Annotated in this window: 17 protein-coding genes; 14 read left to right on the top strand and 3 right to left on the bottom strand. The window is 64.8% G+C overall.

The genetic code is table 11. The features are described 5' to 3' along the window. Window positions 1-5 precede the first annotated feature (5 nt). The 14 genes from murG to P9217_RS18040 all read left to right on the top strand — a co-directional run bounded on the left by murG (window position 6) and on the right by P9217_RS18040 (window position 16,965). Complete coding sequence (gene murG, locus P9217_RS17975; RefSeq protein WP_278057327.1) at window positions 6-1,130, top strand: undecaprenyldiphospho-muramoylpentapeptide beta-N-acetylglucosaminyltransferase; 1,125 nt, start codon at window positions 6-8, stop codon at window positions 1,128-1,130. Further along, window positions 1,127-2,527 (top strand): UDP-N-acetylmuramate--L-alanine ligase, encoded by a 1,401-nt coding sequence (gene murC / locus P9217_RS17980; protein WP_278087854.1) that lies wholly within the window; start codon window positions 1,127-1,129, stop codon window positions 2,525-2,527. The genes murG and murC overlap by 4 nt, the downstream gene beginning before the upstream one ends. Next, a complete protein-coding gene (murB, locus tag P9217_RS17985) occupies window positions 2,524-3,489 on the top strand; it encodes a UDP-N-acetylmuramate dehydrogenase (RefSeq protein ID WP_278087853.1) in 966 nt (321 codons plus the stop codon). The genes murC and murB overlap by 4 nt, the downstream gene beginning before the upstream one ends. Before the next feature lie 310 nt (window positions 3,490-3,799). After that, on the top strand, window positions 3,800-4,726 hold the full coding sequence (locus tag P9217_RS17990; protein ID WP_066990754.1) for a D-alanine--D-alanine ligase: 927 nt from the start codon (window positions 3,800-3,802) through the stop codon (window positions 4,724-4,726). Continuing rightward, entirely contained in the window at window positions 4,714-5,655 is a 942-nt protein-coding gene (locus tag P9217_RS17995) for a cell division protein FtsQ/DivIB (RefSeq protein WP_278087852.1), read from the top strand. Before P9217_RS17990 ends, P9217_RS17995 begins: the two co-directional genes overlap by 13 nt. Beyond that, on the top strand, window positions 5,652-6,959 hold the full coding sequence (ftsA, locus tag P9217_RS18000) for a cell division protein FtsA (protein ID WP_066990759.1): 1,308 nt from the start codon (window positions 5,652-5,654) through the stop codon (window positions 6,957-6,959). The genes P9217_RS17995 and ftsA overlap by 4 nt, the downstream gene beginning before the upstream one ends. 67 nt (window positions 6,960-7,026) lie before the next feature. Next, complete coding sequence (gene ftsZ / locus P9217_RS18005) at window positions 7,027-8,682, top strand: cell division protein FtsZ (RefSeq protein WP_067329056.1); 1,656 nt, start codon at window positions 7,027-7,029, stop codon at window positions 8,680-8,682. Between the two features lie 421 nt (window positions 8,683-9,103). Continuing rightward, complete coding sequence (gene lpxC, locus P9217_RS18010; protein ID WP_278087851.1) at window positions 9,104-10,051, top strand: UDP-3-O-acyl-N-acetylglucosamine deacetylase; 948 nt, start codon at window positions 9,104-9,106, stop codon at window positions 10,049-10,051. A 201-nt stretch (window positions 10,052-10,252) separates the two neighbouring features. Further along, the gene (locus P9217_RS18015; RefSeq protein ID WP_066990991.1) at window positions 10,253-11,122 is read left to right on the top strand and encodes an outer membrane protein assembly factor BamD; all 870 of its coding nucleotides are present in this window, start codon (window positions 10,253-10,255) and stop codon (window positions 11,120-11,122) included. Window positions 11,123-11,130: 8 nt separating this feature from the next. Further along, the gene (recN, locus tag P9217_RS18020; protein WP_127216228.1) at window positions 11,131-12,804 is read left to right on the top strand and encodes a DNA repair protein RecN; all 1,674 of its coding nucleotides are present in this window, start codon (window positions 11,131-11,133) and stop codon (window positions 12,802-12,804) included. Window positions 12,805-12,943: 139 nt separating this feature from the next. Then, the gene (gene ligA / locus P9217_RS18025; RefSeq protein WP_278087850.1) at window positions 12,944-15,151 is read left to right on the top strand and encodes an NAD-dependent DNA ligase LigA; all 2,208 of its coding nucleotides are present in this window, start codon (window positions 12,944-12,946) and stop codon (window positions 15,149-15,151) included. Next, entirely contained in the window at window positions 15,151-15,837 is a 687-nt protein-coding gene (locus tag P9217_RS18030) for a TIGR02453 family protein (protein ID WP_067329064.1), read from the top strand. Before ligA ends, P9217_RS18030 begins: the two co-directional genes overlap by 1 nt. Before the next feature lie 106 nt (window positions 15,838-15,943). After that, the gene (locus tag P9217_RS18035) at window positions 15,944-16,672 is read left to right on the top strand and encodes an AzlC family ABC transporter permease (protein ID WP_278087849.1); all 729 of its coding nucleotides are present in this window, start codon (window positions 15,944-15,946) and stop codon (window positions 16,670-16,672) included. Next, the gene (locus tag P9217_RS18040) at window positions 16,669-16,965 is read left to right on the top strand and encodes an AzlD family protein (protein ID WP_067329066.1); all 297 of its coding nucleotides are present in this window, start codon (window positions 16,669-16,671) and stop codon (window positions 16,963-16,965) included. The genes P9217_RS18035 and P9217_RS18040 overlap by 4 nt, the downstream gene beginning before the upstream one ends. A gap of 3 nt (window positions 16,966-16,968) precedes the next feature. On the opposite strand, the gene P9217_RS18045 is transcribed toward P9217_RS18040, so the two are convergent. The 3 genes from P9217_RS18045 to P9217_RS18055 form a co-directional block, all read right to left on the bottom strand. After that, the gene (locus P9217_RS18045) at window positions 16,969-18,813 is read right to left on the bottom strand and encodes an aminopeptidase P family protein (RefSeq protein ID WP_278087848.1); all 1,845 of its coding nucleotides are present in this window, start codon (window positions 18,811-18,813) and stop codon (window positions 16,969-16,971) included. Between the two features lie 96 nt (window positions 18,814-18,909). Then, the gene (locus tag P9217_RS18050) at window positions 18,910-19,782 is read right to left on the bottom strand and encodes a 50S ribosomal protein L11 methyltransferase (RefSeq protein ID WP_278087847.1); all 873 of its coding nucleotides are present in this window, start codon (window positions 19,780-19,782) and stop codon (window positions 18,910-18,912) included. Window positions 19,783-19,859: 77 nt separating this feature from the next. Beyond that, a complete protein-coding gene (locus P9217_RS18055; protein WP_278087846.1) occupies window positions 19,860-20,444 on the bottom strand; it encodes an SCO family protein in 585 nt (194 codons plus the stop codon). Window positions 20,445-20,691 lie beyond the last annotated feature (247 nt).

Genomic DNA, 20,691 nt, shown 5'->3' on the forward strand with positions numbered 1-20,691 from the left:
GCGGGATGTCGAGGGGTGTCATCCTGCTGGCGGCCGGCGGAACGGGCGGACATCTGTTCCCAGCCGAGGCGCTTGCGCATGAGCTGATCGAGCGGGGCTGGGAGGTGCATCTTGCCACCGACCGCCGCGCGGAGCGCTACTCCGGCCACTTTCCCGCCGCCGCGATCCACTCCATCCGATCGGCGACTTTGGGCTCGAAGAATCCCTTCGCCGTGCTCGCCGCCTTCTGGGCGATCTGGCAAGGCGTGCGGCAAGCGGGGCGTGTCATCGCCAGGATCAAGCCCGACGTCGTCGTCGGCTTCGGCGGCTATCCGACATTGCCGCCGCTCTATGCGGCGACACGGCGCAAGGTGCCGACGCTGATCCATGAGCAGAACGCCGTCATGGGACGTGCCAACAAGGCGCTGTCGAGCCGGGTCGATGTGATTGCCGGCGGGTTCCTGCCCGAGGGGGAAAGCGCGGCCGGCGCCAAGACGGTGACCACGGGCAATCCTGTGAGGCCGCAGATACTTGAAGCGGCGAAATCGCCTTATGTCGCGTCGGATGCCAGCGAGCCGTTCCGCTTCCTGGTCTTCGGCGGCAGCCAGGGTGCGCAGTTCTTTTCCGATGCTGTGCCGGCGGCGATAGCGCTTTTGCCCGAAGCGCAGCGCAAGCGGCTGGCGATCACCCAGCAAGCGCGCGCGGAAGACGTGGCGCGAGTGAAGACCGCCTATGCCGATCTCGGCGTCGACGCGCAGGTCTCGCCCTTCTTCACCGATATGGCGGCGCGCATGGCGGCCGCACATCTGGTGATGTCGCGGTCCGGTGCCTCGACCGTATCGGAGATCGCGGTCATCGGACGCCCGGCGCTGCTGGTGCCTTACCCGCATGCGCTCGATCACGACCAGGCGGCGAATGCCGCGGCACTTGCCTCCGCCGGTGGGGCCGAGGTCCATCAGCAATCGACGCTCTCGGCCGAGCGGATCGCCGCGCTGGTCGGCGGGCTGATGGAGGATCCCGGCCGGCTGACCGCAATGGCCGCGGCTGCCCGCTCGGCCGGAAAACCCGACGCGGCGCGGTTGCTCGGCGATCTCACAGAGGCTATTGCGTCCGGCAAAACGGTTTCCGACTACAGGAGGACGCGCGCATGAAGATGCCGCAGACGATCGGCCTCGTGCATTTCATCGGCATCGGCGGAATCGGCATGAGCGGCATTGCCGAGGTGCTGCACAATCTCGGCTACAAGGTGCAGGGCTCGGACCAGGCGGACGGCGCCAATGTGCAGCGGCTGCGCGACAAGGGCATCGAATGTTTCGTCGGCCACAAGGCCGAGAACATCGGCGAGGCCGAGGTGGTCGTGGTGTCGACCGCCATCAAGAAATCCAACCCAGAGCTCAAGGCGGCGCGCGAGAAACTGCTGCCGGTCGTGCGCCGCGCCGAGATGCTGGCCGAGCTGATGCACTTCCGCCAGGCGGTCGCCATCGGCGGCACGCATGGCAAGACGACGACCACCTCCATGGTCGCGACGCTGCTCGAAGCCGGCGGGCTCGATCCGACCGTCATCAATGGCGGTATCATCAACGCGTATGGTACCAATGCCCGCATGGGTGACGGCGAGTGGATGGTGGTCGAGGCCGACGAGAGCGACGGCACGTTCCTGAAGCTGCCGGCCGACATCGCCGTCGTCACCAACATCGATCCCGAGCATCTCGACCACTATGGCAGCTTCGATAAGGTACGCGAGGCCTTCCGCCAGTTCGTCGAGAACGTACCGTTCTACGGTTTCGGCGTGATGTGCACCGACCATCCGGAGGTGCAGGCGCTGGTCGGCAGCATCGAGGACCGGCGCGTCATCACCTATGGCGAGAACGCCCAGGCCGACGTGCGCTTCGCCAATCATCGCATGGACGGAGCTACATCCGAGTTCGACGTGGTGATCCGCGACCGCAAGGGACGGGGCACGACGACGATCACAGGTCTGCGACTGCCCATGCCCGGCCGCCATAATGTCTCCAACGCGACGGCGGCGATCGCGGTCGCGCACGAGCTCGGTCTGTCCGCCGAAGCCATCAAGAAAGGCCTGTCATCCTTCGCCGGCGTCAAGCGGCGTTTCACGCACACCGGTTCCTGGAACGGCGTCGAGGTCTTCGACGATTACGGCCACCACCCGGTGGAGATCGCGGCGGTGCTCAAGGCCGCGCGCGGGGCCACAAAGGGCCGCGTCATCGCGATCGCGCAACCGCACCGCTTCACCCGGCTGCACGACCTGTTCAATGAGTTTTCCGTCTGCTTCAACGATGCCGACACGGTCATGGTGGCGCCCGTTTACGCGGCCGGCGAGGAACCGATCGAGGGCGTGACCTCGGACGCGCTGGTGTCGCGCATCCGTGCCGGCGGCCATCGCGACGCGCGCTATATCGAAGGCCCGACGGCGGTCGCGCCGGCCGTCCGCGAACTTGCCAAGCCCGGCGACTTCGTCATCTTCCTTGGCGCCGGCAACATCACGCAATGGGCCTATGCGCTGCCCAAGGAACTCGGTGCCTCATGATGCGCGGCCAGGACCTGATCGACAAGCTCGGCGACAAGCTTGCCGGCCTGCGCGGCCGCGTCACGCCCAATGCCGAGATGGACAAGATCACCTGGTTCCGTGCCGGTGGGCTGGCGGAAGCGCTGTTCCAGCCGGCCGACGAGGAGGACCTCGCGGCCTTCCTGCGCGCGGTGCCGGAGGAAATCCCGATTACGGTCGTCGGCGTCGGCTCAAACCTTCTGGTGCGCGACGGCGGCATCCTCGGTTTTGTGGTGAGGCTCTCCGCCAAGGGCTTCGGCGAGGCCGAAGTCACCGGATCGACCACCATCAAGGCTGGCGCGGCAACGCCGGACAAGCGTCTGGCCGCCGTGGCTTATGAAGCCGGCATCGGCGGGTTCCATTTCTATCACGGCATTCCGGGCGCTGTCGGCGGGGCGCTGAGGATGAACGCTGGCGCCAATGGCGTCGAGACGCGCGAGCGCGTGGTCGAGGTGCGGGCGCTCGATCGCGCAGGCAATGTTCATACGCTGAGCAATGCGGATATGGGCTATGCCTACCGCCATTCGTCGGCGCCTGGCGGGTTGATCTTTACCTCCGCCATCTTCGAGGGCATCCCGCAAGACAAGGTTGCGATTAAGGCGGCGATGGATGCCGTGCAGAACCATCGCGAGACGGTGCAGCCGATCCGCGAGAAGACTGGCGGTTCGACCTTCAAGAACCCGGAAGGCTCGTCGGCGTGGAAAGAGATCGACAAGGCCGGCTGCCGCGGGCTGATGATCGGCGGCGCGCAGATGTCTCCCATGCACTGCAACTTCATGATCAATACCGGCACGGCGACCGGCTACGATCTCGAATATCTCGGCGAGACGGTGCGCGCGCGGGTGCTGGAAAATTCGGGCATCCGCCTGCATTGGGAGATCAAGCGGCTGGGCAACTTCCGGCCGGGTCACGCGGTGCAGGAGTTCCTGGGCCAGCTTCTTTAGCTCGCTGTGATGTTCAAGTAGTGCTTGAACTTGCGTCGTCGGCGACGCCGTCAAGCGTTACCGCAAAGACTCAACAACACACTTTTCTCGCCCGTTTTCGCGGAAAGTGAATCTCTCGGAATCATAGGTACTTGCCAGGGAATCAACTCTCTGATTCTCTGCTCTAAAGCGTTTCCTGATTTGAGTCGTTTGACGCGTTACCCGCGTTTTCCGTCTGGGGGGCAACCTGCCGGAAGACTCGGACTCAATGTGCGGAAATGTTGCGTGCGGAAATATTGGTTGCAGGCCCGGCGTGAGAGGGGAAGGCGGGATGAAGAAGAAGCATGTGGCTGTTCTCCTGGGGGGATTTTCCTCGGAGCGGCCCGTGTCTCTGTCGTCGGGGAAGGCATGTGCGGATGCGCTCGAGAATGAAGGCTATCAGGTCACCCGCGTCGATGTTTCGCGCGATGTCGGGTCTGTGCTTGCCGAGCTCAAGCCCGATGTCGCCTTCAACGCCCTGCATGGCCCGTTCGGCGAGGACGGCACCATCCAGGGAATTCTCGAATATCTCGGAATTCCCTACACCCATTCGGGTGTGCTCGCTTCGGCGCTGGCCATGAACAAGGAGCAGGCCAAGAAGGTCGCCAAGGCGTCCGGAATTCCCGTCGCGGAATCGAAGGTGGTCAACCGCTTCTCCGTCCAGAACAAGCATCCGATGAAGCCGCCTTACGTGGTGAAGCCGGTCAATGAAGGCTCGAGCTTCGGCGTCGTCATCGTGCACGAGGGGCAGTCGCATCCGCCGCAAGTCATCGGCTCGTCCGAATGGAAGTATGGCGAGATCGTCATGGTCGAGCGCTACATCCACGGGCGCGAGTTGACCTGCGCGGTGATGGGTGACGTGGCGCTTGGGGTCTGTGAAATCATCCCGACCGGTCATTCCTTCTACGACTACGATTCAAAGTACGTCCCGGGTGGATCAAAACACGAAACCCCTGCAAAAATTTCACCGAATATTTACCAAAAAATACAGACACTGGCCCTCAAGGCTCATCTTGCTATCGGTTGCCGGGGCGTTTCCCGGTCGGACTTCCGTTACGACGACCGTCACTCCGAAAACGGCGAGGTTGTCTGGCTCGAGATCAACACCCAGCCGGGCATGACGCCGACGTCTCTGGTGCCTGAAATCGCCGCGCAAGCGGGGCATTCGTTCGGCGAATTGTTGAGTTGGATGGTGGAGGACGCTTCGTGTCTGCGTTGAGGTGGGGCCAGGGCAAAGGTCGCGGGACTGGGCCTGCGCTGTTCGGCGTGCCGCTGTCGTTCGATCATTTCGTGTTGCCGCGCCAGCTGCGGCGGCCGGTGCGTTTGCTTGCCCGTCTCTGCGATGGCGAGTACGAGGCGCCGCGTTTTTCGGCTGCGATCCTCTCGGCTGCCTTGTTGGTTTCCGCCGGCGCCTATGGGGCCTATCTCGGCGGCTACGCCGACATCATCGTGCAGGGCGTGACGGCCCGAACCGGTTTTGCCGTCGACCAGATCAAGGTCGTCGGCAATCGCCAGACTTCCGAGATCGATATACTGGACCGCCTCGGCCTCGATGGCTGGACGTCGCTGATCGGCTTTGATGCCGAGGCTGCGCGCGAGCGCATCGCGACGTTGCCCTGGGTCGAGGTTGCGGCGGTGCGCAAGATCTATCCTCACACGCTGGAGGTCCGTGTCGAGGAGCGTGAGCCCTTCGCGCTCTGGCAGCAGGGCAATTCGCTTTCGGTCATCGAGCGGTCGGGCGAGGTGATCGCGCCGTTCTCGGGCGGCAAGCAGGCTTTGCTGCCGCTGATCATCGGCACGGGCGCGCCGGCCAAGGCACCGGATTTCCTGGAGAGGATCAAGCGCTATCCCGAGCTGGCGGCGCGGGTCAAAGGCTATATCCGTGTCGGCGAGCGGCGCTGGGATCTCAAGCTGGAGAACGGCATCACCGTGAAGCTGCCGGAAGACGGCGAGGATCAGGCCATCGCCGAGCTCATCAAGCTTGATCATGACAACGGACTGTTGACGCGCGACATCGCTGCCGTCGACATGCGGTTGTCCGATCGCCTGGTGGTCGAGCTCTCGCCGGAAGCGGCGACGCAGCGCGAAGCCGCGCTCAGCGACAAGCCGAAGAGCCCGACGAAACGCAAGCCGGAGACGAAGATATGAGCTGGCTTGGCGGCGGCGGTGATGCCTCTTCGCGCCGGTCGGGCACGCTGACGGTGCTCGATGTCGGCTCGAGCAAGGTCTGCTGCGTGGTGGCGAAGCTGAAGCCGCGCGAGGACGGCAAGCTGTTGCGCGGACGCTCGCATCGCATCCAGGTGATCGGCATCGGCCATCAGAAGTCGCAGGGAGTTAAGTCGGGCGTCGTGGTCGATCTCGACCGCGCCGAGCATGCCATCCGTCTCGCTGTCGACGCCGCCGAGCGCATGGCGGGGCTCACCGTCGATTCCCTTATCGTCAACATGACGGCCGGCCGGCTGAAGAGCGAGGCCTTTTCGGCAACCATCAATCTCGGCGGCCATCAGGTCGAGGAAGCCGACATCAAGCGCGTGCTCGCTGCCGGCGCGAAGCAGGCGCTGCGGGCCGAGCGAGAGGTGGTTCATTCGCTTCCCGTCGGCTTCTCGCTCGATGCCGAGCGCGGCGTGCGGGATCCCCGCGGTATGGTCGGGGAGACGCTGGGCGTCGATATGCATGTGCTGACCGGCGATGCTGCGCCGATGCGCAATCTCGAGCTTTGCATCAACCGCTCGCATCTGTCGGTCGAGCGCATGGTGGCGACGCCCTATGCCAGCGGTCTCGCGGCTTTGGTCGACGACGAGCTCGAAATGGGCGCGGCCTGCATCGATATGGGCGGCGGCACGACCACGATCTCGGTGTTCTCGGAAGGCAAGTTCGTGCATGGCGACGCCATCGCCATCGGCGGCAATCATGTGACGCTCGACATGGCTAAGGGGCTGTCGACTTCGCTCGACGCCGCCGAGCGGCTGAAGGTGATGCATGGCTCTGCGCTGCCGGGCAGTGCGGACGACCGCGACCTGGTTTCCATCCAGCCGATCGGCGAGGAGGGCGAGCTGCCGCTACAGATCCCGCGCTCGGTGATGACGCGGATCATCCGGGCGCGCATCGACGAGACGCTCGAGCTTTTGCGCGACCGGCTGAACAAATCGGGCTACGGCAACGCCGTCGGCAAACGGGTCGTCCTCACCGGCGGCGCCAGCCAACTGGCGGGCCTGCCGGAGGCGGCGCGCCGCATTCTTGGGCGCAACGTGCGCATCGGCCGGCCGCTCGGCGTGGCAGGCCTGCCGGAAGCGGCCAAGGGGCCGGCGTTTTCGACCCCGGTCGGGCTTCTGATCTATCCTCAAATGGCGAGCTTCGAGAGCCATTCGGCGAAAGGACTTTCCGGTTTCAGGATGACCGGAACGGGCGGAAAACTGCATCGCATGAGTCAGTGGTTGAGAGACAGTTTTTAATTTGACGGGGACAGCCCCAAAGGCGGCCGCAGCGGCGAGGCGGCGGGAAAGGCAAAGGACGGAGAGTATGACCATCAATCTCAAGAAGCCGGACATCACCGAGCTTAAGCCACGCATCACCGTGTTCGGTGTCGGCGGCGGCGGCGGCAACGCGGTCAACAACATGATCACAGCCGGCTTGCGCGGCGTCGAGTTCGTGGTGGCCAACACCGACGCGCAGGCGCTGACGATGTCGAAGGCTGAGCGGCTGATTCAGCTCGGCGCGCATGTCACGGAAGGCCTCGGCGCCGGCTCGCAGCCGGAAGTCGGCCGCGCGGCGGCGGAAGAGTGCATCGACGAGATCATCGATCATCTGTCCAACACGCATATGTGCTTCGTCACCGCCGGCATGGGCGGCGGCACCGGCACGGGCGCTGCACCCGTCGTTGCCCGCGCGGCGCGCGAAAAGGGCATCCTCACCGTCGGCGTCGTCACCAAGCCGTTCCACTTCGAAGGCCAGCGCCGCATGAAGACGGCCGACATGGGCATCGAGGAACTGCAGAAATGCGTTGATACGCTCATCGTCATCCCCAACCAAAACCTGTTCCGGCTGGCCAACGACAAGACCACCTTCGCCGATGCCTTCGCCATGGCCGACCAGGTGCTCTACTCCGGCGTAGCCTGCATCACCGACCTGATGGTCAAGGAAGGCCTAATCAATCTCGACTTCGCCGACGTCCGCTCGGTGATGCGCGAGATGGGCAAGGCGATGATGGGCACCGGCGAGGCTTCGGGCGAGGGCCGCGCCATGGCCGCCGCCGAGGCGGCGATCGCCAACCCGCTGCTCGACGAGACCTCGATGAAGGGCGCCAAGGGCCTGCTGATCTCGATCACCGGCGGCCGCGACCTCACCCTGTTCGAGGTCGACGAAGCTGCGACCCGGATCCGCGAGGAGGTCGACCAGGACGCCAACATTATCCTCGGCGCCACCTTCGACGAGGAACTGGAAGGCGTGATCCGCGTCTCGGTGGTCGCTACCGGCATCGACAAGTCGGCGGCCGAAATCGCCGCAGCGCCAATCTCCATCCGCGCGCCGCAGAAGCCGGTCGCCCGTCCCGCGGCACCTGTTCAGGAAAGCCGTCCCGCACCGGTTCAGCAGCAGGCCTACGAGCCGCGCGCCGTCGATCCGGTTGCCGAGGCGATCCAGCTTGCAGAGGCGAACGCCGCCGCGATGGCACAGCCGCGCCCCGCGCCGGTCGACGACTTCCGCCCGCAGAGCAAGATCTTCCAGGCTCCGCCGGCCCAGCCTCAGCCGCAGCCGATCGCCCAGCAGCCGGTCATGCAGCCCGCGCCGCAGCGCGAGATGCCGCAGCCTGTGGCTGCAGCGCCGCAGCGCATGCCGCGCGTCGAGGACTTTCCACCGGTTGTGAGGGCCGAGGTGGAGGCCAAGAGCCGCCCTGCGGATCATGAGAACAGCGGACCGATGGGGCTGATCAAGCGGCTGACCAACGGCCTGACCCGCCGCGAGGAAGAGCCGGCCCGGCTGCAGCCGGCGCAGCCGCGCGAGCCGAAACTGCGCCAGGCGGCACCGGAAATGCGCCGCCTCGCCAGCCAGGACCCGCAGCTCTATGCGCCGCGCCGCGGCCAGCTCGACGACCAGGGGCGCCTCACGCCTCAAAGCCGCACGGTGCAGGAAGACGACCAGCTGGAGATCCCGGCGTTCCTGCGTCGCCAGGCGAACTAATCGTTAAAGCGCGCCGCCTATGCGGCGCGCTTTAAGCAATGTTTGATAATGTCGTTCTCCCAAAACCGCTGTGCACTTTCGGGCGGAACATACACTAACGATATATAACAGCTGTTAACAGGCGGGCGAGAGATCGTCTGTCTGTTGCCTTTAAAAGTTATAGAAAAACAACGCATTACGAGTGTTTTTTCGCTCAGGGCAGCGGTTACACGGGGTAAGAAACCGTGATTTGGAGTCTCCCAGACGGGCCACTATCTTCGCGTCGGACTAAAGTCGGTTTGCCGGGATTCGGGGAGTTGGCCCTGCCTGCCGATACATCAGAGCCGCTGCCTTGCTCATTCGCCGCTTTTGCGCGCAGGCCAGATGATCCGTCGGGCCATAATGCCTAAGGCTGACAAGCGGACACAGGCGGTTTGGGCTTATGGGGTTTGTCTTGCAGGACTATCAGACGACAGTTAAGGCGCGCGTGACGCTGACTGGCACCGGCGTCCACAGCGGCAAGCCCGTCACCGTTCATTTCCTGCCCGCCGACGCCGATACCGGCATCGTGTTCCACCTCGCGAATGGCGGCGAGTTCCGCGAGTTCCGCGCGCTGGTCTCCGAGGTCGGCGCCACCGACCTGTGCACCATGCTCGGCGATCCGGTCGGCCAGCATATCGGAACCGTCGAACATCTCATGGCGACGGTGTTCGGACTTGGCATCGACAATCTCATCATCGAGATCGACGGTCCGGAAGTTCCCATTCTCGACGGCAGCGCGGTGGCCTTTGTCGAAGCCTTCGACCAGGCGGGGATCGAGACGCTTTCGGTGAAGCGCCGCTATATCCGCGTGGTCAAGCCGATCCGCGTCGAAGCCGGTGCATCCTGGGCCGAGTTCCGTCCTTATGACGGCACGCGATTCGAGGTCGAGATCGACTTCGAGAGCCCGGCCATCGGCCGCCAGCTCTTCGCCTCCGACATCAACCCCGACATCTTCCGCCGCGACATCGCGCGGGCCCGCACCTTCGGCTTCATGAAGGATGTCGAGCGGCTGTGGGCCGCCGGCTACGCGCTCGGGTCGTCGCTGGAGAACTCGCTGGTCATCGGCGACGACAACCGCGTCATCAATGTCGGCGGACTGCGCTATCCGAACGAATTCGCCCGCCACAAGACGCTCGACGCCATGGGCGACCTGGCGCTTGCCGGCGCGCGCTTCATCGGCTGCTTCCGCTCCTATCGTGGCGGCCATCGGATGAACGCGGCGGCGCTGCGCCGCCTGCTTTCGGACCGTACGGCCTTCGAGATCGTCGAGACGCGGCGCCGCGAGCGCGGCCGGGTCGCCGAAATGATCGCCGTCAGCGGACCGGTCTACGCGCCCTGGGTCATCTGATTTTTAACGATTTTCTGGCTTTGTAGCGAAGCCGGTGTTGCGCAAATGCATCACAAACCCGTGAAATCGAGCGGCTTTGGGGACGGTCCCAAACCGCCACAAAAATGTGCGATTGGCCGGACATAGCGTTGCCGGGCAAGGGGATAATGGTTTATGGCTGCGGCCGGGACCGAAACGACGCCGAAAGGGCGGAATCCAAACATGTTTTTTTCGCGAGTTGGTCAATCGAAGGCGCCGTATCGGGCTGTTTTCCTGGCGTTTTCGTTGGTCGCCCCGTCGCTCATGCTGTCGGCCTGCATGTCCTCCGAAAAGGACGTCAATCTGGCGACCTATGTCGACCACACCGAACCCGCAGACGTTCTCTACAACCAGGGCCTCGCCAATCTGAATGCCGGCCGCCTCGATGAGGCGAGCAAGAAGTTCGACGCCGTCGACCGCCAGCATCCCTACTCGGAATTCGCCCGCAAATCGATGGTGATGGGCGCCTTCGCCGATTATCGCGCCGGCAACTATGACGAGGCGATCGGTTCCGCCAAACGTTACCTGACGCTCTATCCGTCAACCGACGATGCCGCCTATGCGCAGTACATCATCGGCTTGAGCTACTACCGGCAGATCAAGGACGTCACCCAGGACCAGAAGGAAGCGCGCCAGACGGTGCAGACCATGCAGGACCTGGTGACCCGCTGGCCGAATTCCGAGTATGTCGACGACGCCAAGGACAAGATCCGCTTTGCCACCGACCAGCTCGCCGGCAAAGAGATGCAGATCGGCCGCTACTATCTGGAACGCCGCGAATATATCGCCGCCGTCAAGCGCTTCCGCACCGTGGTCGAGAACTACTCCAACACGCGCCATGTCGAGGAGGCGCTCGCGCGACTGACCGAAGCCTACTACGCGATGGGCCTGACTTCGGAAGCGCAGACAGCCGCAGCGGTGCTCGGCCACAACTATCCGGACAGCCAGTGGTACAAGGATTCCTACAAGCTCCTGCAGAGCAACGGGCTTGAACCGCGCGAGAATGCTGGGTCGTGGATCTCCAAGGCCGGGAAGCTGATCACCGGCGCCTGACACTTCTGATGCTGTCCAGACTGTCGATCCGCGATATCGTCCTGATCGAGAAGCTGGACATCGACTTCTTGCCTGGGCTTTCGGTGCTGACCGGCGAGACCGGCGCCGGCAAATCCATCCTGCTCGATGCGCTGTCGCTGGCGCTTGGCGCGCGCGGCGACGCTTCGCTCGTCCGCCATGGCGCGGCGCAGGGCCAGGTCATCGCCGTGTTCGACGTGCCGCGCAACCACCCGGCGCGCGCGCTGCTTGCCGACAACGACATCGAGGATGATGGCGACATCATCCTGCGCCGCGTGCAGACCGCCGACGGCCGCACCCGCGTTTTCGTCAATGATCAGCCGTCCAGCGTGACCCTGATGCGCGACGTCGGCCGCGCGCTGGTCGAGATACACGGCCAGCATGACGAGCGGGCGCTCGTCGATCCCGGCGCCCACCGCGAATTGCTGGATAGTTTCGGCGGCCATCTCGGCGCCGTGCGCGGGACGGGCGAAGCCTGGCGCTATTGGCGGAACTGCGAACAGGAGCTTTCGCGGCACCGCGCCAAGGTCGAGGCGGCGGCGCGCGAGGCCGATTATCTCAGGGCCTCGGTCGCCGAGTTGGCGAAGCTCGATCCGCAGCCGGGCGAAGAGACCGAGCTTGCCGAATTACGCGCCCAGATGATGCGCGCCGAAAAGATCGCGTCCGAGATTCACGATGCGCAGGATGTGCTGTCGGGGCCGTCTTCGCCCCTGCCGCAGCTCGCCAGCCTGCTCAGGCGGCTGCAGCGCAAATCGGGTGAGGTGCCGGGCCTGCTCGACGATGTGGTCAAGTCGCTGGACGAGGCAATGATCTCGCTCGACGCGGCGCAGTCCGGCGTCCAGACAGCACTACGCGCCACCGAATACGATCCGCAGCGCCTGGAAAAGGCCGAAGAGCGGCTGTTCTCGCTGCGCGCGGCCTCACGCAAGCACAATGTCGCGGTCGACGATCTGGCGCAGCTGCGCGACACGATGGCGGCCGACCTTGCCGATCTCGATGCGGGCGAGGAACGCCTGCACGGGCTGCAGAAACAAGCAGCCGCCGCGCGCGAAGCTTACGACATAGCCGCGGCGCAGCTCTCTTCGCTGCGCCATGCGGCGGCGGCGGGCCTCACCAAGGCGGTGATGGCCGAACTGCCGGCCCTCAAGCTCGAACGGGCGGAGTTCATCGTCGAGATGGTGAGCGATGCCGATGGCCGCATGGAAGAAGGCATCGACCAGGTCGAGTTCTGGGTGCGCACCAATCCGGGCACACGGCCCGGGCCGATGATGAAGGTTGCGTCCGGCGGCGAGCTGTCGCGCTTCCTTCTGGCCCTGAAGGTGGCGCTTGCCGACCGCGGCTCGGCGCCGACCCTGGTCTTCGACGAGATCGACACCGGCGTCGGCGGCGCCGTGGCCGACGCCATCGGTCAGCGGCTGGCGAGGCTGTCGAAGCGGGTGCAGGTGCTTTCGGTCACGCATGCGCCGCAAGTGGCGGCGCGCGCTGCGACGCATTTTCTAATCTCGAAGTCCGGCGGCAAGGACCGTGTCGCCACCGGCATTGCCGAAATGGATCGCGCGGCGCGCCAGGAAGAGATCGCGCGCATGCTGGCCGGCGCCACCATCACCGATGAAGCGCGCGCCGCCGCTGAGCGGTTGCTGCGCGAGAACACGGCGGCAGCCTAGGCTTCTTGATTCCCCGGCTGGAATGCCGAGTCAGCAGGTGGCTGCATCCTGCTGTTCGGCAATGATTTTTGCGCAAGCCGACTCCTCCATACCGAATCCTGATTTATAGTGGCCCGCCACAATTCGAGGACCGCGCTTCATGTCTGAAAAACCAGTCGATTCGCTGAGCGAAAGCGAGGCCGCGGAGGAGCTGAAGCGGCTGGCGGCGGAGATCGCCGAGCACGACCGGCGCTACCATATGGAGGATGCGCCGACGATTTCGGACGCCGAATACGACGCACTGGCGCGGCGCAACCTTGCCATCGAGGGGCGCTTTCCCGATCTCGTTCGCGAGGATTCGCCGTCGCGTCGGGTCGGCGCGCCGCCGGCGGAAGGCTTCACCAAGGTGCGGCATGCCGTGCCGATGCTGAGCCTCGCCAAGGCCTATACCGACCAGGACGTGGCCGATTTCATCGAGCGTGGCCGGCGCTTCTTCGACCGCGACAAGGACCTCGATATCGCCTTCACGGCGGAGCCGAAGATCGACGGGCTATCGGCATCACTGCGCTACGAAAACGGCATCTTCGTGCAAGGCGCGACACGCGGCGACGGCGCGGTCGGCGAGGACATCACTGCCAATCTCAAGACCATCGCCGACATCCCGAAGAAGTTGCAGGGCTCGGGCTGGCCGAAGGTGATCGAAATCCGCGGCGAGGTCTACATGACCTACGCGGAGTTCGAGGCTTTGAAGCAGCGCTCGGCAGCTATCGGCGGCCAGGACTATGTCAATCCACGCAACACGGCGGCCGGGTCGCTGCGCCAGAAGGATCCAGCCGTCACCGCCAGCCGCAATCTGAAATTCTTCGCCTATGCCTGGGGCTACACGACGGCGGATCCCACTTCGACCCAGTACGATTCCGTGCAGAAGTTCAAGGAATGGGGGTTCCAGGTCAGTCCGCTGATGGTGCGGGCGAGGTCGATCGACGAACTCATCGCGCACTACCATCGGATCGAGGAGCAGCGTTCTTCGCTGGGCTACGACATCGACGGCGTTGTCTACAAAGTCGACCAGCTCGAGCTGCAGCGCCGCTGGGGCTTTGTCACCGGCGAGCCGCGCTGGGCAGTTGCCCACAAATTCCCGGCCGAACAGGCGATGACGACGGTTGAGAAGATCGACATCCAGGTCGGCCGCACCGGCACGTTGGCGCCGGTGGCGCGGCTGGCGCCGGTGACGGTCGGCGGCGTGGTGGTGGAAAACGTCACGCTGCACAATGAAGATTACATCAAGGGTTTTGACAGCAACGGGCAGCCGATCCGCGACGGCATTGACGTTCGCATCGGCGACACGGTGGTGATCCAGCGGGCAGGGGACGTCATCCCGCAGATCGTCAGGGTCCTCATCGACAAGCGGCCGGCCGATGCGGTGCCGTATGAGTTCCCGCACACCTGCCCGGTCTGCGGCTCGCCGGCGACGCGCGAGATCAACGAGAAGACCGGCAAGGAGGATTCGCGGCGCCGCTGCACCGGCGAGCTGATCTGCGCAGCGCAGGCCGTGGAGGGGCTGCGCCACTTCGTGTCGCGCGGCGCGCTCGATATCGAGGGCCTCGGCGCCGAGAACATCGACCTGTTCTTCAATGCCGGGTTGGTGAAGACCGCCGCCGACATCTTTACGCTGAAGGACCGCCGGCCGGCCGTCACCAAGGCGTTGGCGGAGCGGCGTGAGGAGCAGGCCAGACTGCGCGAGGCCGCATCGGGCAAGACGCGCAAGAATGTGCGCAGCATTGAAGATCGCAACTACGAAGGCCTCGACAAACTGTTCGCAGCCATCGACGCGCGCCGCGAGCCGGAGCTCGACCGCTTCATCTTCGCGCTCGGCATCCGCCATATCGGCGAGACGACGGCGGCGGTGCTTGCCCGCCAGTTCTCGACCATCGAGGAACTGATCCGCGTCGGCAAGGAGACGGCGAAGGCGCAGGATCCGCATGACGTGTTCCCGTCGATCAACGGCATCGGCGATACCGTGATCAACGCCTTGCGCGACTTCTTCGGCAATGAGCGCAATGACGACGTGCTCGATGCGCTGCTGGCGCAAGTCCATCCCAAGCCCTATGTGGTCGAGATCTCGGCCGGCAGCGAGGTATCCGGGAAGACGGTGGTGTTCACCGGCACGCTGGAAAAGATGACGCGCTCCGAGGCCAAGGCGATGGCGGAGCGCCTGGGGGCGAAGGTCGCCGGCTCGGTTTCGGCCAAGACCGATCTGGTGGTGGCGGGTCCGGGCGCCGGCTCCAAGCTCAAGGTTGCGAGCGATCTCGGCATCGAGGTGATCGACGAGGACACCTGGCTGCAGCGCATCGGCAGGGGCGGCTGATGGCCGGAGCGTTCAAGGGTTTTGGCGAGAAGGCCATTCCGTTCCTCAAGGCGCTCGACTTCCACCAGAGCCGCGAATGGTTTCAGGAAAACCGCGGTCTCTACGAGAGTGAGCTGCACGAGCCGTTCTGCGATCTCGTCGAAGCGCTCAGCGAGCGTTTCGCGGCGGCGGGACTTGGCCTGCGCGGCGACCGCAAGAAGTCGCTGTTCCGCATCAATCGCGACGTTCGCTTCTCCAAGGACAAGCGCCCCTATAATCGGCACCTGTCGGCAATCCTGTCGCCAGACGGCACCAAGATGGAGCAGGGCGTGTTCTATGTGCATATCGGCCTCGAGCGCTGCTTTGCCGGCGTCGCCTGGTGGCAGCCCGGACCGGAGTTGCTGCAGGCGATGCGCAAGGCGATCGTGACGAAGCCGGCCGCCTTCCGCGCCATGGTTTCAGCGCTGAAAAAGACTGGGCTGGAGCTGGATAGGGAAGATTGCCTGAAGCGCGCGCCGCGTGGTTTCGAGGACGTCAGCGAAGCCGATCTCGCGCAAGCAGTCCGCAACCGCCATTTCGTGGTGCGGCATAATATTGATCCCGAAACCATCTGCATGGCGGCGCTAGTTGACGATCTCGTCGGCTTCACCTTGCGCGCCAAGCCGCTGCTCGATTGGGGCAGGGCGATCCAGGGCAAGGCTGCCTGAGCCGCTCAAAGCCCGGCAATCAGTTCCGCTGATCGTCGGCTCAAGCGAATTGGTGTGACAAGCGGGGCGACGCTCCCTAAATCAAGCCGCTCAAGGGAGCAGTTGGATGACGGCGGAAGCAATCTCCGAAAGCCGTGCGAGGAGCGATTTCTGGGACGGCGTGCGGCTGTCGATGCCGGTCGTCGTCGCCTCCGCGCCGTTCGCGATCCTGTTCGGCGCGATTGCCGTGGACAACGGGTTTTCGGTCCTGGAAGCATTCCTAATGAGCGCGCTGATCTTCGGCGGCGCCAGCCAGATGGTCGGCATCGAATTGTTCGGCCAGCATGTCGCGCCCTGGCTGATCGTGCTCTCGATCTTCGCGGTGAATTTCCGTCACGTGCTCTATTCCGCCGGCATCGGCCGGCGCATGGCGCATTGGCCGCTGCTGCAGCAGGCGCTAGGCTATTTCATCCTGACCGATCCGCAATATGCCGTGGCCGAGGCGCGCGCGGCCTCCGGCCGATCGGTCGGGTTCGTCTGGTATCTCGGGCTCGGCCTGCCGGTCTATGTGTTCTGGGTGGCCGAAAGCGCGCTCGGCGCGGTCTTCGGCAAGATGATCCCGGACACCCATGCGCTGGGCATCGATTTCCTGCTGCCGATCTATTTCCTCGGCCTGGTTCTCGGCTTCCGCAAGCGGCCACTGTGGCTGCCGGTGGTCGTCGCCAGCGCGGCCGCCTCGATCGTCGCCTACAAGACGGTCGGCTCGCCCTGGCATGTCTCGATCGGCGCCATTGCCGGCGTGCTCCTAGCGGTGATTCTGCCGCCGCATCATAGCGGCGTGGGGCAGCGCACATGAGCACGACCTTCTGGATCATCCTCGCCGGCGCCGTCGCCACCTATCTCACCCGTGTCGGCGGCCATCTCGTCATCTCGCGCTTCGAGACCGTCCACCCGCGCGTCGAGGCCGGCCTCAACGCCGTGCCGGCCGCTGTGCTGACGACACTTGTGGCACCTGCCGCGCTCGGCGCCGGACCGGCCGAATGGGCAGCGCTGATCGTCACCGCGCTGGTGTCGCTGCGCGGCGGCCTGATGGCGATGTTTTTGGCCGGTGCCGCGGTGCTGATTCTGGCCAGGCAGTTCGTCGGCTAGAAGTCAGATCTTGGCGTCGTGCGGCAGCGGCGCCGTGGCTTTCTCCAGCCAGGCCAGCGTCTCGCCGTCCACCATCGGACCGATCTCGGCCAGAACCCGCGCGTGATACTGGTCGAGCCAGTGCAGTTCGTCGCGGGTCAGCAAGTCGCTGCGGATGAGGCGCTTGTCGATCGGCGCCAGCGTCAGCGTCTCGAAGCCGTGCATGGCGATGTCGCCGCCCTCGATCTGCTCGGCAGGCGTGACCAGGATCAGGTTCTCGATGCGAATGCCGTAGGAGCCTTCCTTGTAATAGCCCGGCTCGTTGGACAGCATCATGCCGGCAAGCAGTTTCTCGGTGCCGGTGCGGGCAATGCGCTGCGGGCCCTCATGCACGGCGAGGTAAGAGCCGACGCCATGGCCGGTGCCGTGGGCGAAGTCGCAGCCATGCTTCCACAGCGCCACGCGGGCAACGGCATCGATTTCCGAACCGCGCGTGCCGGCCGGAAAGCGCAGCGTCGAGATGCCGATCATGCCCTTCAGCACCAGCGTGAAGCGCTCGCGCATCTCTTCGGTCGGCTGGCCGATCGGCACGGTGCGGGTGATGTCGGTGGTGCCGTCCTGGTATTGTCCGCCGGAATCGAGCAGGAACAGCTCGCCGCTTTGCAGCTTGCGGCTGGTGGCGCGGGAGACGCGGTAGTGCATGATGGCGCCGTTCGGGCCGGCGCCGGAAATCGTGTCGAAGGAGACGTCGCGCAGCGGCATCTGTGTTTCCTCGCCGGTCTGCCGCCGCACCTCCTCGAGTTTGGTCACGACGTCGATCTCGTCGAGCGTATCCGGTTGCTGCCGGTCGAGCCAGCAGAGCAGCTTGGCAATAGCGGCGCCGTCGCGACGATGCGCGGCGCGGCTGCCGGCGACCTCGGCGTGGTTCTTGGTGGCGCGCGGAATGCGAGCGGGGTCTGGCGCAGAGACAACGATGCCGCCATTGCCCTCGACCAGCATCTTGAGCTTTTCCGCCGCCAAAACGGGATCGAGCGCGATTTTTGCGCCGCCCTTGGCGAGGTTGGCGACCGCCGATTCGAATTCGCCTGGGTCGTGCGGATCGGCGAGCTGGGTGAGATAAGCCGCGACCTGGCGCGAAAATTTGCGCTGGTCCATAAAGAGTTGATGCTTGCCGTCGGCGGCAAGAATCGCGAAGCCGAGCGCCAGCGGCGTATGCGCCACGTCACCGCCGCGGATGTTGAAGGCCCAGGCGATGGAAGAAGGGTCGGTGAGCACGGCGTGCGTCGCGCCCTCCTTTTCGATCGCGCCCGCCAGCCGCGCCAGCTTGTCCTTGGCGAGCTCGCCGGCGAAGGCGATCGGGTGGAGTTCCACCGGTGCGCGCGGCGGCTCGGGCTGATCTTCCCAGATGATGTCGATCGGATTCTTGTCGAGCGGCACCAGTTTCGCGCCGGACTGCTCGGCCGAGGCTTTCAATGCCTTGATCTCGCCGATCGTGTGCAGCCAAGGGTCGAAGCCGAGCCTGGCCCCTTTGCCGAGATTGTCCTTGATCCAGGAGGCCGGCGGATTGTCGACGAGGCTCTCGACGGTGAAGATCGAAAGATCGACCTCATTGCGCACCTGCAGCGTGTAGCGGCCGTCAACGAAGATGAAGGCGCGGTCGCGCAGGATGATGGCGACGCCGGCTGAGCCGGAAAAGCCGGTCAGCCATTTCAGCCGGGCCGAGCGGTCGGCGACATATTCGCCCTGATGCTCGTCGGCGCGCGGCACCATGAAGCCGTCCAGCTTGTTCTCGGCCAGCCATTGGCGCAGCGTCGCCACGCGCGGCTTGCCGATAGCCGGATCGCCGGCGGAATCAAAGGTCTGGAACATTTTGCCGCATCTCCTGGAATGGCTCGCGCGACCGTAGCGCAAGGTCTTCGAAACCGGAATCGATTTCGACAGGGCCAGTCTTGAACGATCCGGTTTTCAGCGCTTGAGGTGGATGGTCACCCAGCCCTCGCGGTGCAAGGTGCGGACGTGGCGGAAGCTATGGCCGACATAGGCCGAGATCACCGCATCGCGCTGACGGTCGAGAATGCCGGAGAGCACCAGCGAGCCGCCGAGCCTGATGTGCCTGGCCATCTCAGGCGCCAACCGCATCAGCGGGCGCGCCAGGATATTGGCGACGATGAGGTCGAAGGGCGCGCGCCTAGAGAAGATCGGATGGTGGAAGCCGGGCGCCGTCACCGTCTCGACAAGCGCCTTCACTCGGTTCAGTCGCGCATTGGTCGCAGCGACGCGAACGGCGACCGGATCGATGTCGGTCGCCAGCACCGGGATGTGCGCGAGCTTGGCCAGCGCTATCGCCAGCACGGCACTGCCGGTGCCGAGGTCGAGCGCGTTGCCGGGGCGTTCGCGCAGCACCACCTGTTCCAGCAGTTCGAGGCAGCCGGCCGTGGTGCCGTGATGGCCGGTGCCGAAGGCAAGACCCGCCTCGATCTCAATGGCGAGGTCACCGCTGCGGCGCTTGTCGCGATCATGCGCGCCGTGGACAAAGAAACGCCCGGCGCGGACCGGTTTCAGTCCTTCGAGCGAGCGTGCAACCCAGTCGATGTCGGGGAGCGCCTCGCGCTCGACCTGCTTCGGCAGGCCCAGGTCCGCGAGTATGCCGTTGATCCGGACTGCGACGGCATCGACATCGCCATCGGCATAGAGCGACACTTCGTGGATGTCATTGGCCTCATCGACCTCCAGCAGGGCAAGCGGCAGGCCTTCGTCCTCGAAAGCTGCATCAAGCGCCGCGAAGATGCGGTCAACCTCGGCCTTGCCCGTGGTGAAATGGAACCTGGTCTGCCCCATCAGGACGACTCATGTTTGAGCGTGATCATTTCCGAGAACCGGTTCCACTTGTTGCTACGCAAACCTTCGGTTCGGGATCAGGCCTGGCCGCCTGCTGCGAGCCGCTTCAGCTTCGCAATAGCCGTGTCGGCGCTTTCGCCATAGGCGATGGTGCCGGCGAACTCGCCCTTGGCGTTGAGGAGCAGCACGGAGGCCGTGTGGTCCATCGTGTAATCGCCGTCGCCGGTGTCGACCTTCTTCCAGTAGATGCCGAAGGCCTTGGCCATTGCATGCACCTTGTCCGGGTCGCCGGTGATGCCGGTGATGCGGTCGGAGAAGTTGCCGACGTAGGAATTGACGATCTGCGGCGTGTCCCGCTCCGGGTCGACCGTGACGAAGTAGGCGTTGAGGTTCTTGCCGCTGTCGCCCATCGTCTTCAGCCAGCCGGCCATTTCGAACAGCGTTGTCGGGCAGACTTCCGGACAATGCGTGAAGCCGAAGAAGACCACGCTTGGGTGGCCCCGGAACGCGGCCTCGGTGATCGGCGCGTTCTTCTGGTCGATCAGTGTGAACGGTGCGCCGTAGGGCTGGCCGCCATAATGGCCGCGATACCAGTCGAAAGTGAGCCAGCCGATGCCCGCCGCCATCAGGACGAGGATGCCGACCAGAATTGAGCGCATCATCAGAAACTATCCGTCGCGATCGTCGCGGCCCGGCGGATCCGGCGCGAGCCTGTTCGGCGACAGTCTTAGCGGTTTGGCGGCGCGCGCGCAAAGAGGTCGCGTTGCCGCAACCACGAGACCTGCCGCCTCCGTCGCGACGATCATCGAATGGCTTGCAAATGCCATTGTCCTGTCCCACCTGACATCGGCTAAACGCAAAACCCGAGGAGGCTTCCTTGCGAAAACTGATCGGCTTGATTGCCGCCTG

Source organism: Mesorhizobium sp. WSM4989 (genome assembly GCF_029625795.1).
GTDB lineage: Bacteria > Pseudomonadota > Alphaproteobacteria > Rhizobiales > Rhizobiaceae > Mesorhizobium.

Coding starts and splice junctions, on each gene's coding strand:
- murG (WP_278057327.1), top strand. CDS start 6: ATGTCGAGGGGTGTCATCCTGCTGGCGGCCGGCGGAACGGGCGGACAT.
- murC (WP_278087854.1), top strand. CDS start 1,127: ATGAAGATGCCGCAGACGATCGGCCTCGTGCATTTCATCGGCATCGGC.
- murB (WP_278087853.1), top strand. CDS start 2,524: ATGATGCGCGGCCAGGACCTGATCGACAAGCTCGGCGACAAGCTTGCC.
- P9217_RS17990 (WP_066990754.1), top strand. CDS start 3,800: ATGAAGAAGAAGCATGTGGCTGTTCTCCTGGGGGGATTTTCCTCGGAG.
- ftsA (WP_066990759.1), top strand. CDS start 5,652: ATGAGCTGGCTTGGCGGCGGCGGTGATGCCTCTTCGCGCCGGTCGGGC.
- ftsZ (WP_067329056.1), top strand. CDS start 7,027: ATGACCATCAATCTCAAGAAGCCGGACATCACCGAGCTTAAGCCACGC.
- lpxC (WP_278087851.1), top strand. CDS start 9,104: ATGGGGTTTGTCTTGCAGGACTATCAGACGACAGTTAAGGCGCGCGTG.
- P9217_RS18015 (WP_066990991.1), top strand. CDS start 10,253: ATGTTTTTTTCGCGAGTTGGTCAATCGAAGGCGCCGTATCGGGCTGTT.
- recN (WP_127216228.1), top strand. CDS start 11,131: ATGCTGTCCAGACTGTCGATCCGCGATATCGTCCTGATCGAGAAGCTG.
- ligA (WP_278087850.1), top strand. CDS start 12,944: ATGTCTGAAAAACCAGTCGATTCGCTGAGCGAAAGCGAGGCCGCGGAG.
- P9217_RS18030 (WP_067329064.1), top strand. CDS start 15,151: ATGGCCGGAGCGTTCAAGGGTTTTGGCGAGAAGGCCATTCCGTTCCTC.
- P9217_RS18035 (WP_278087849.1), top strand. CDS start 15,944: ATGACGGCGGAAGCAATCTCCGAAAGCCGTGCGAGGAGCGATTTCTGG.
- P9217_RS18040 (WP_067329066.1), top strand. CDS start 16,669: ATGAGCACGACCTTCTGGATCATCCTCGCCGGCGCCGTCGCCACCTAT.
- P9217_RS18045 (WP_278087848.1), bottom strand. CDS start 18,813: ATGTTCCAGACCTTTGATTCCGCCGGCGATCCGGCTATCGGCAAGCCG.
- P9217_RS18050 (WP_278087847.1), bottom strand. CDS start 19,782: ATGGGGCAGACCAGGTTCCATTTCACCACGGGCAAGGCCGAGGTTGAC.
- P9217_RS18055 (WP_278087846.1), bottom strand. CDS start 20,444: ATGATGCGCTCAATTCTGGTCGGCATCCTCGTCCTGATGGCGGCGGGC.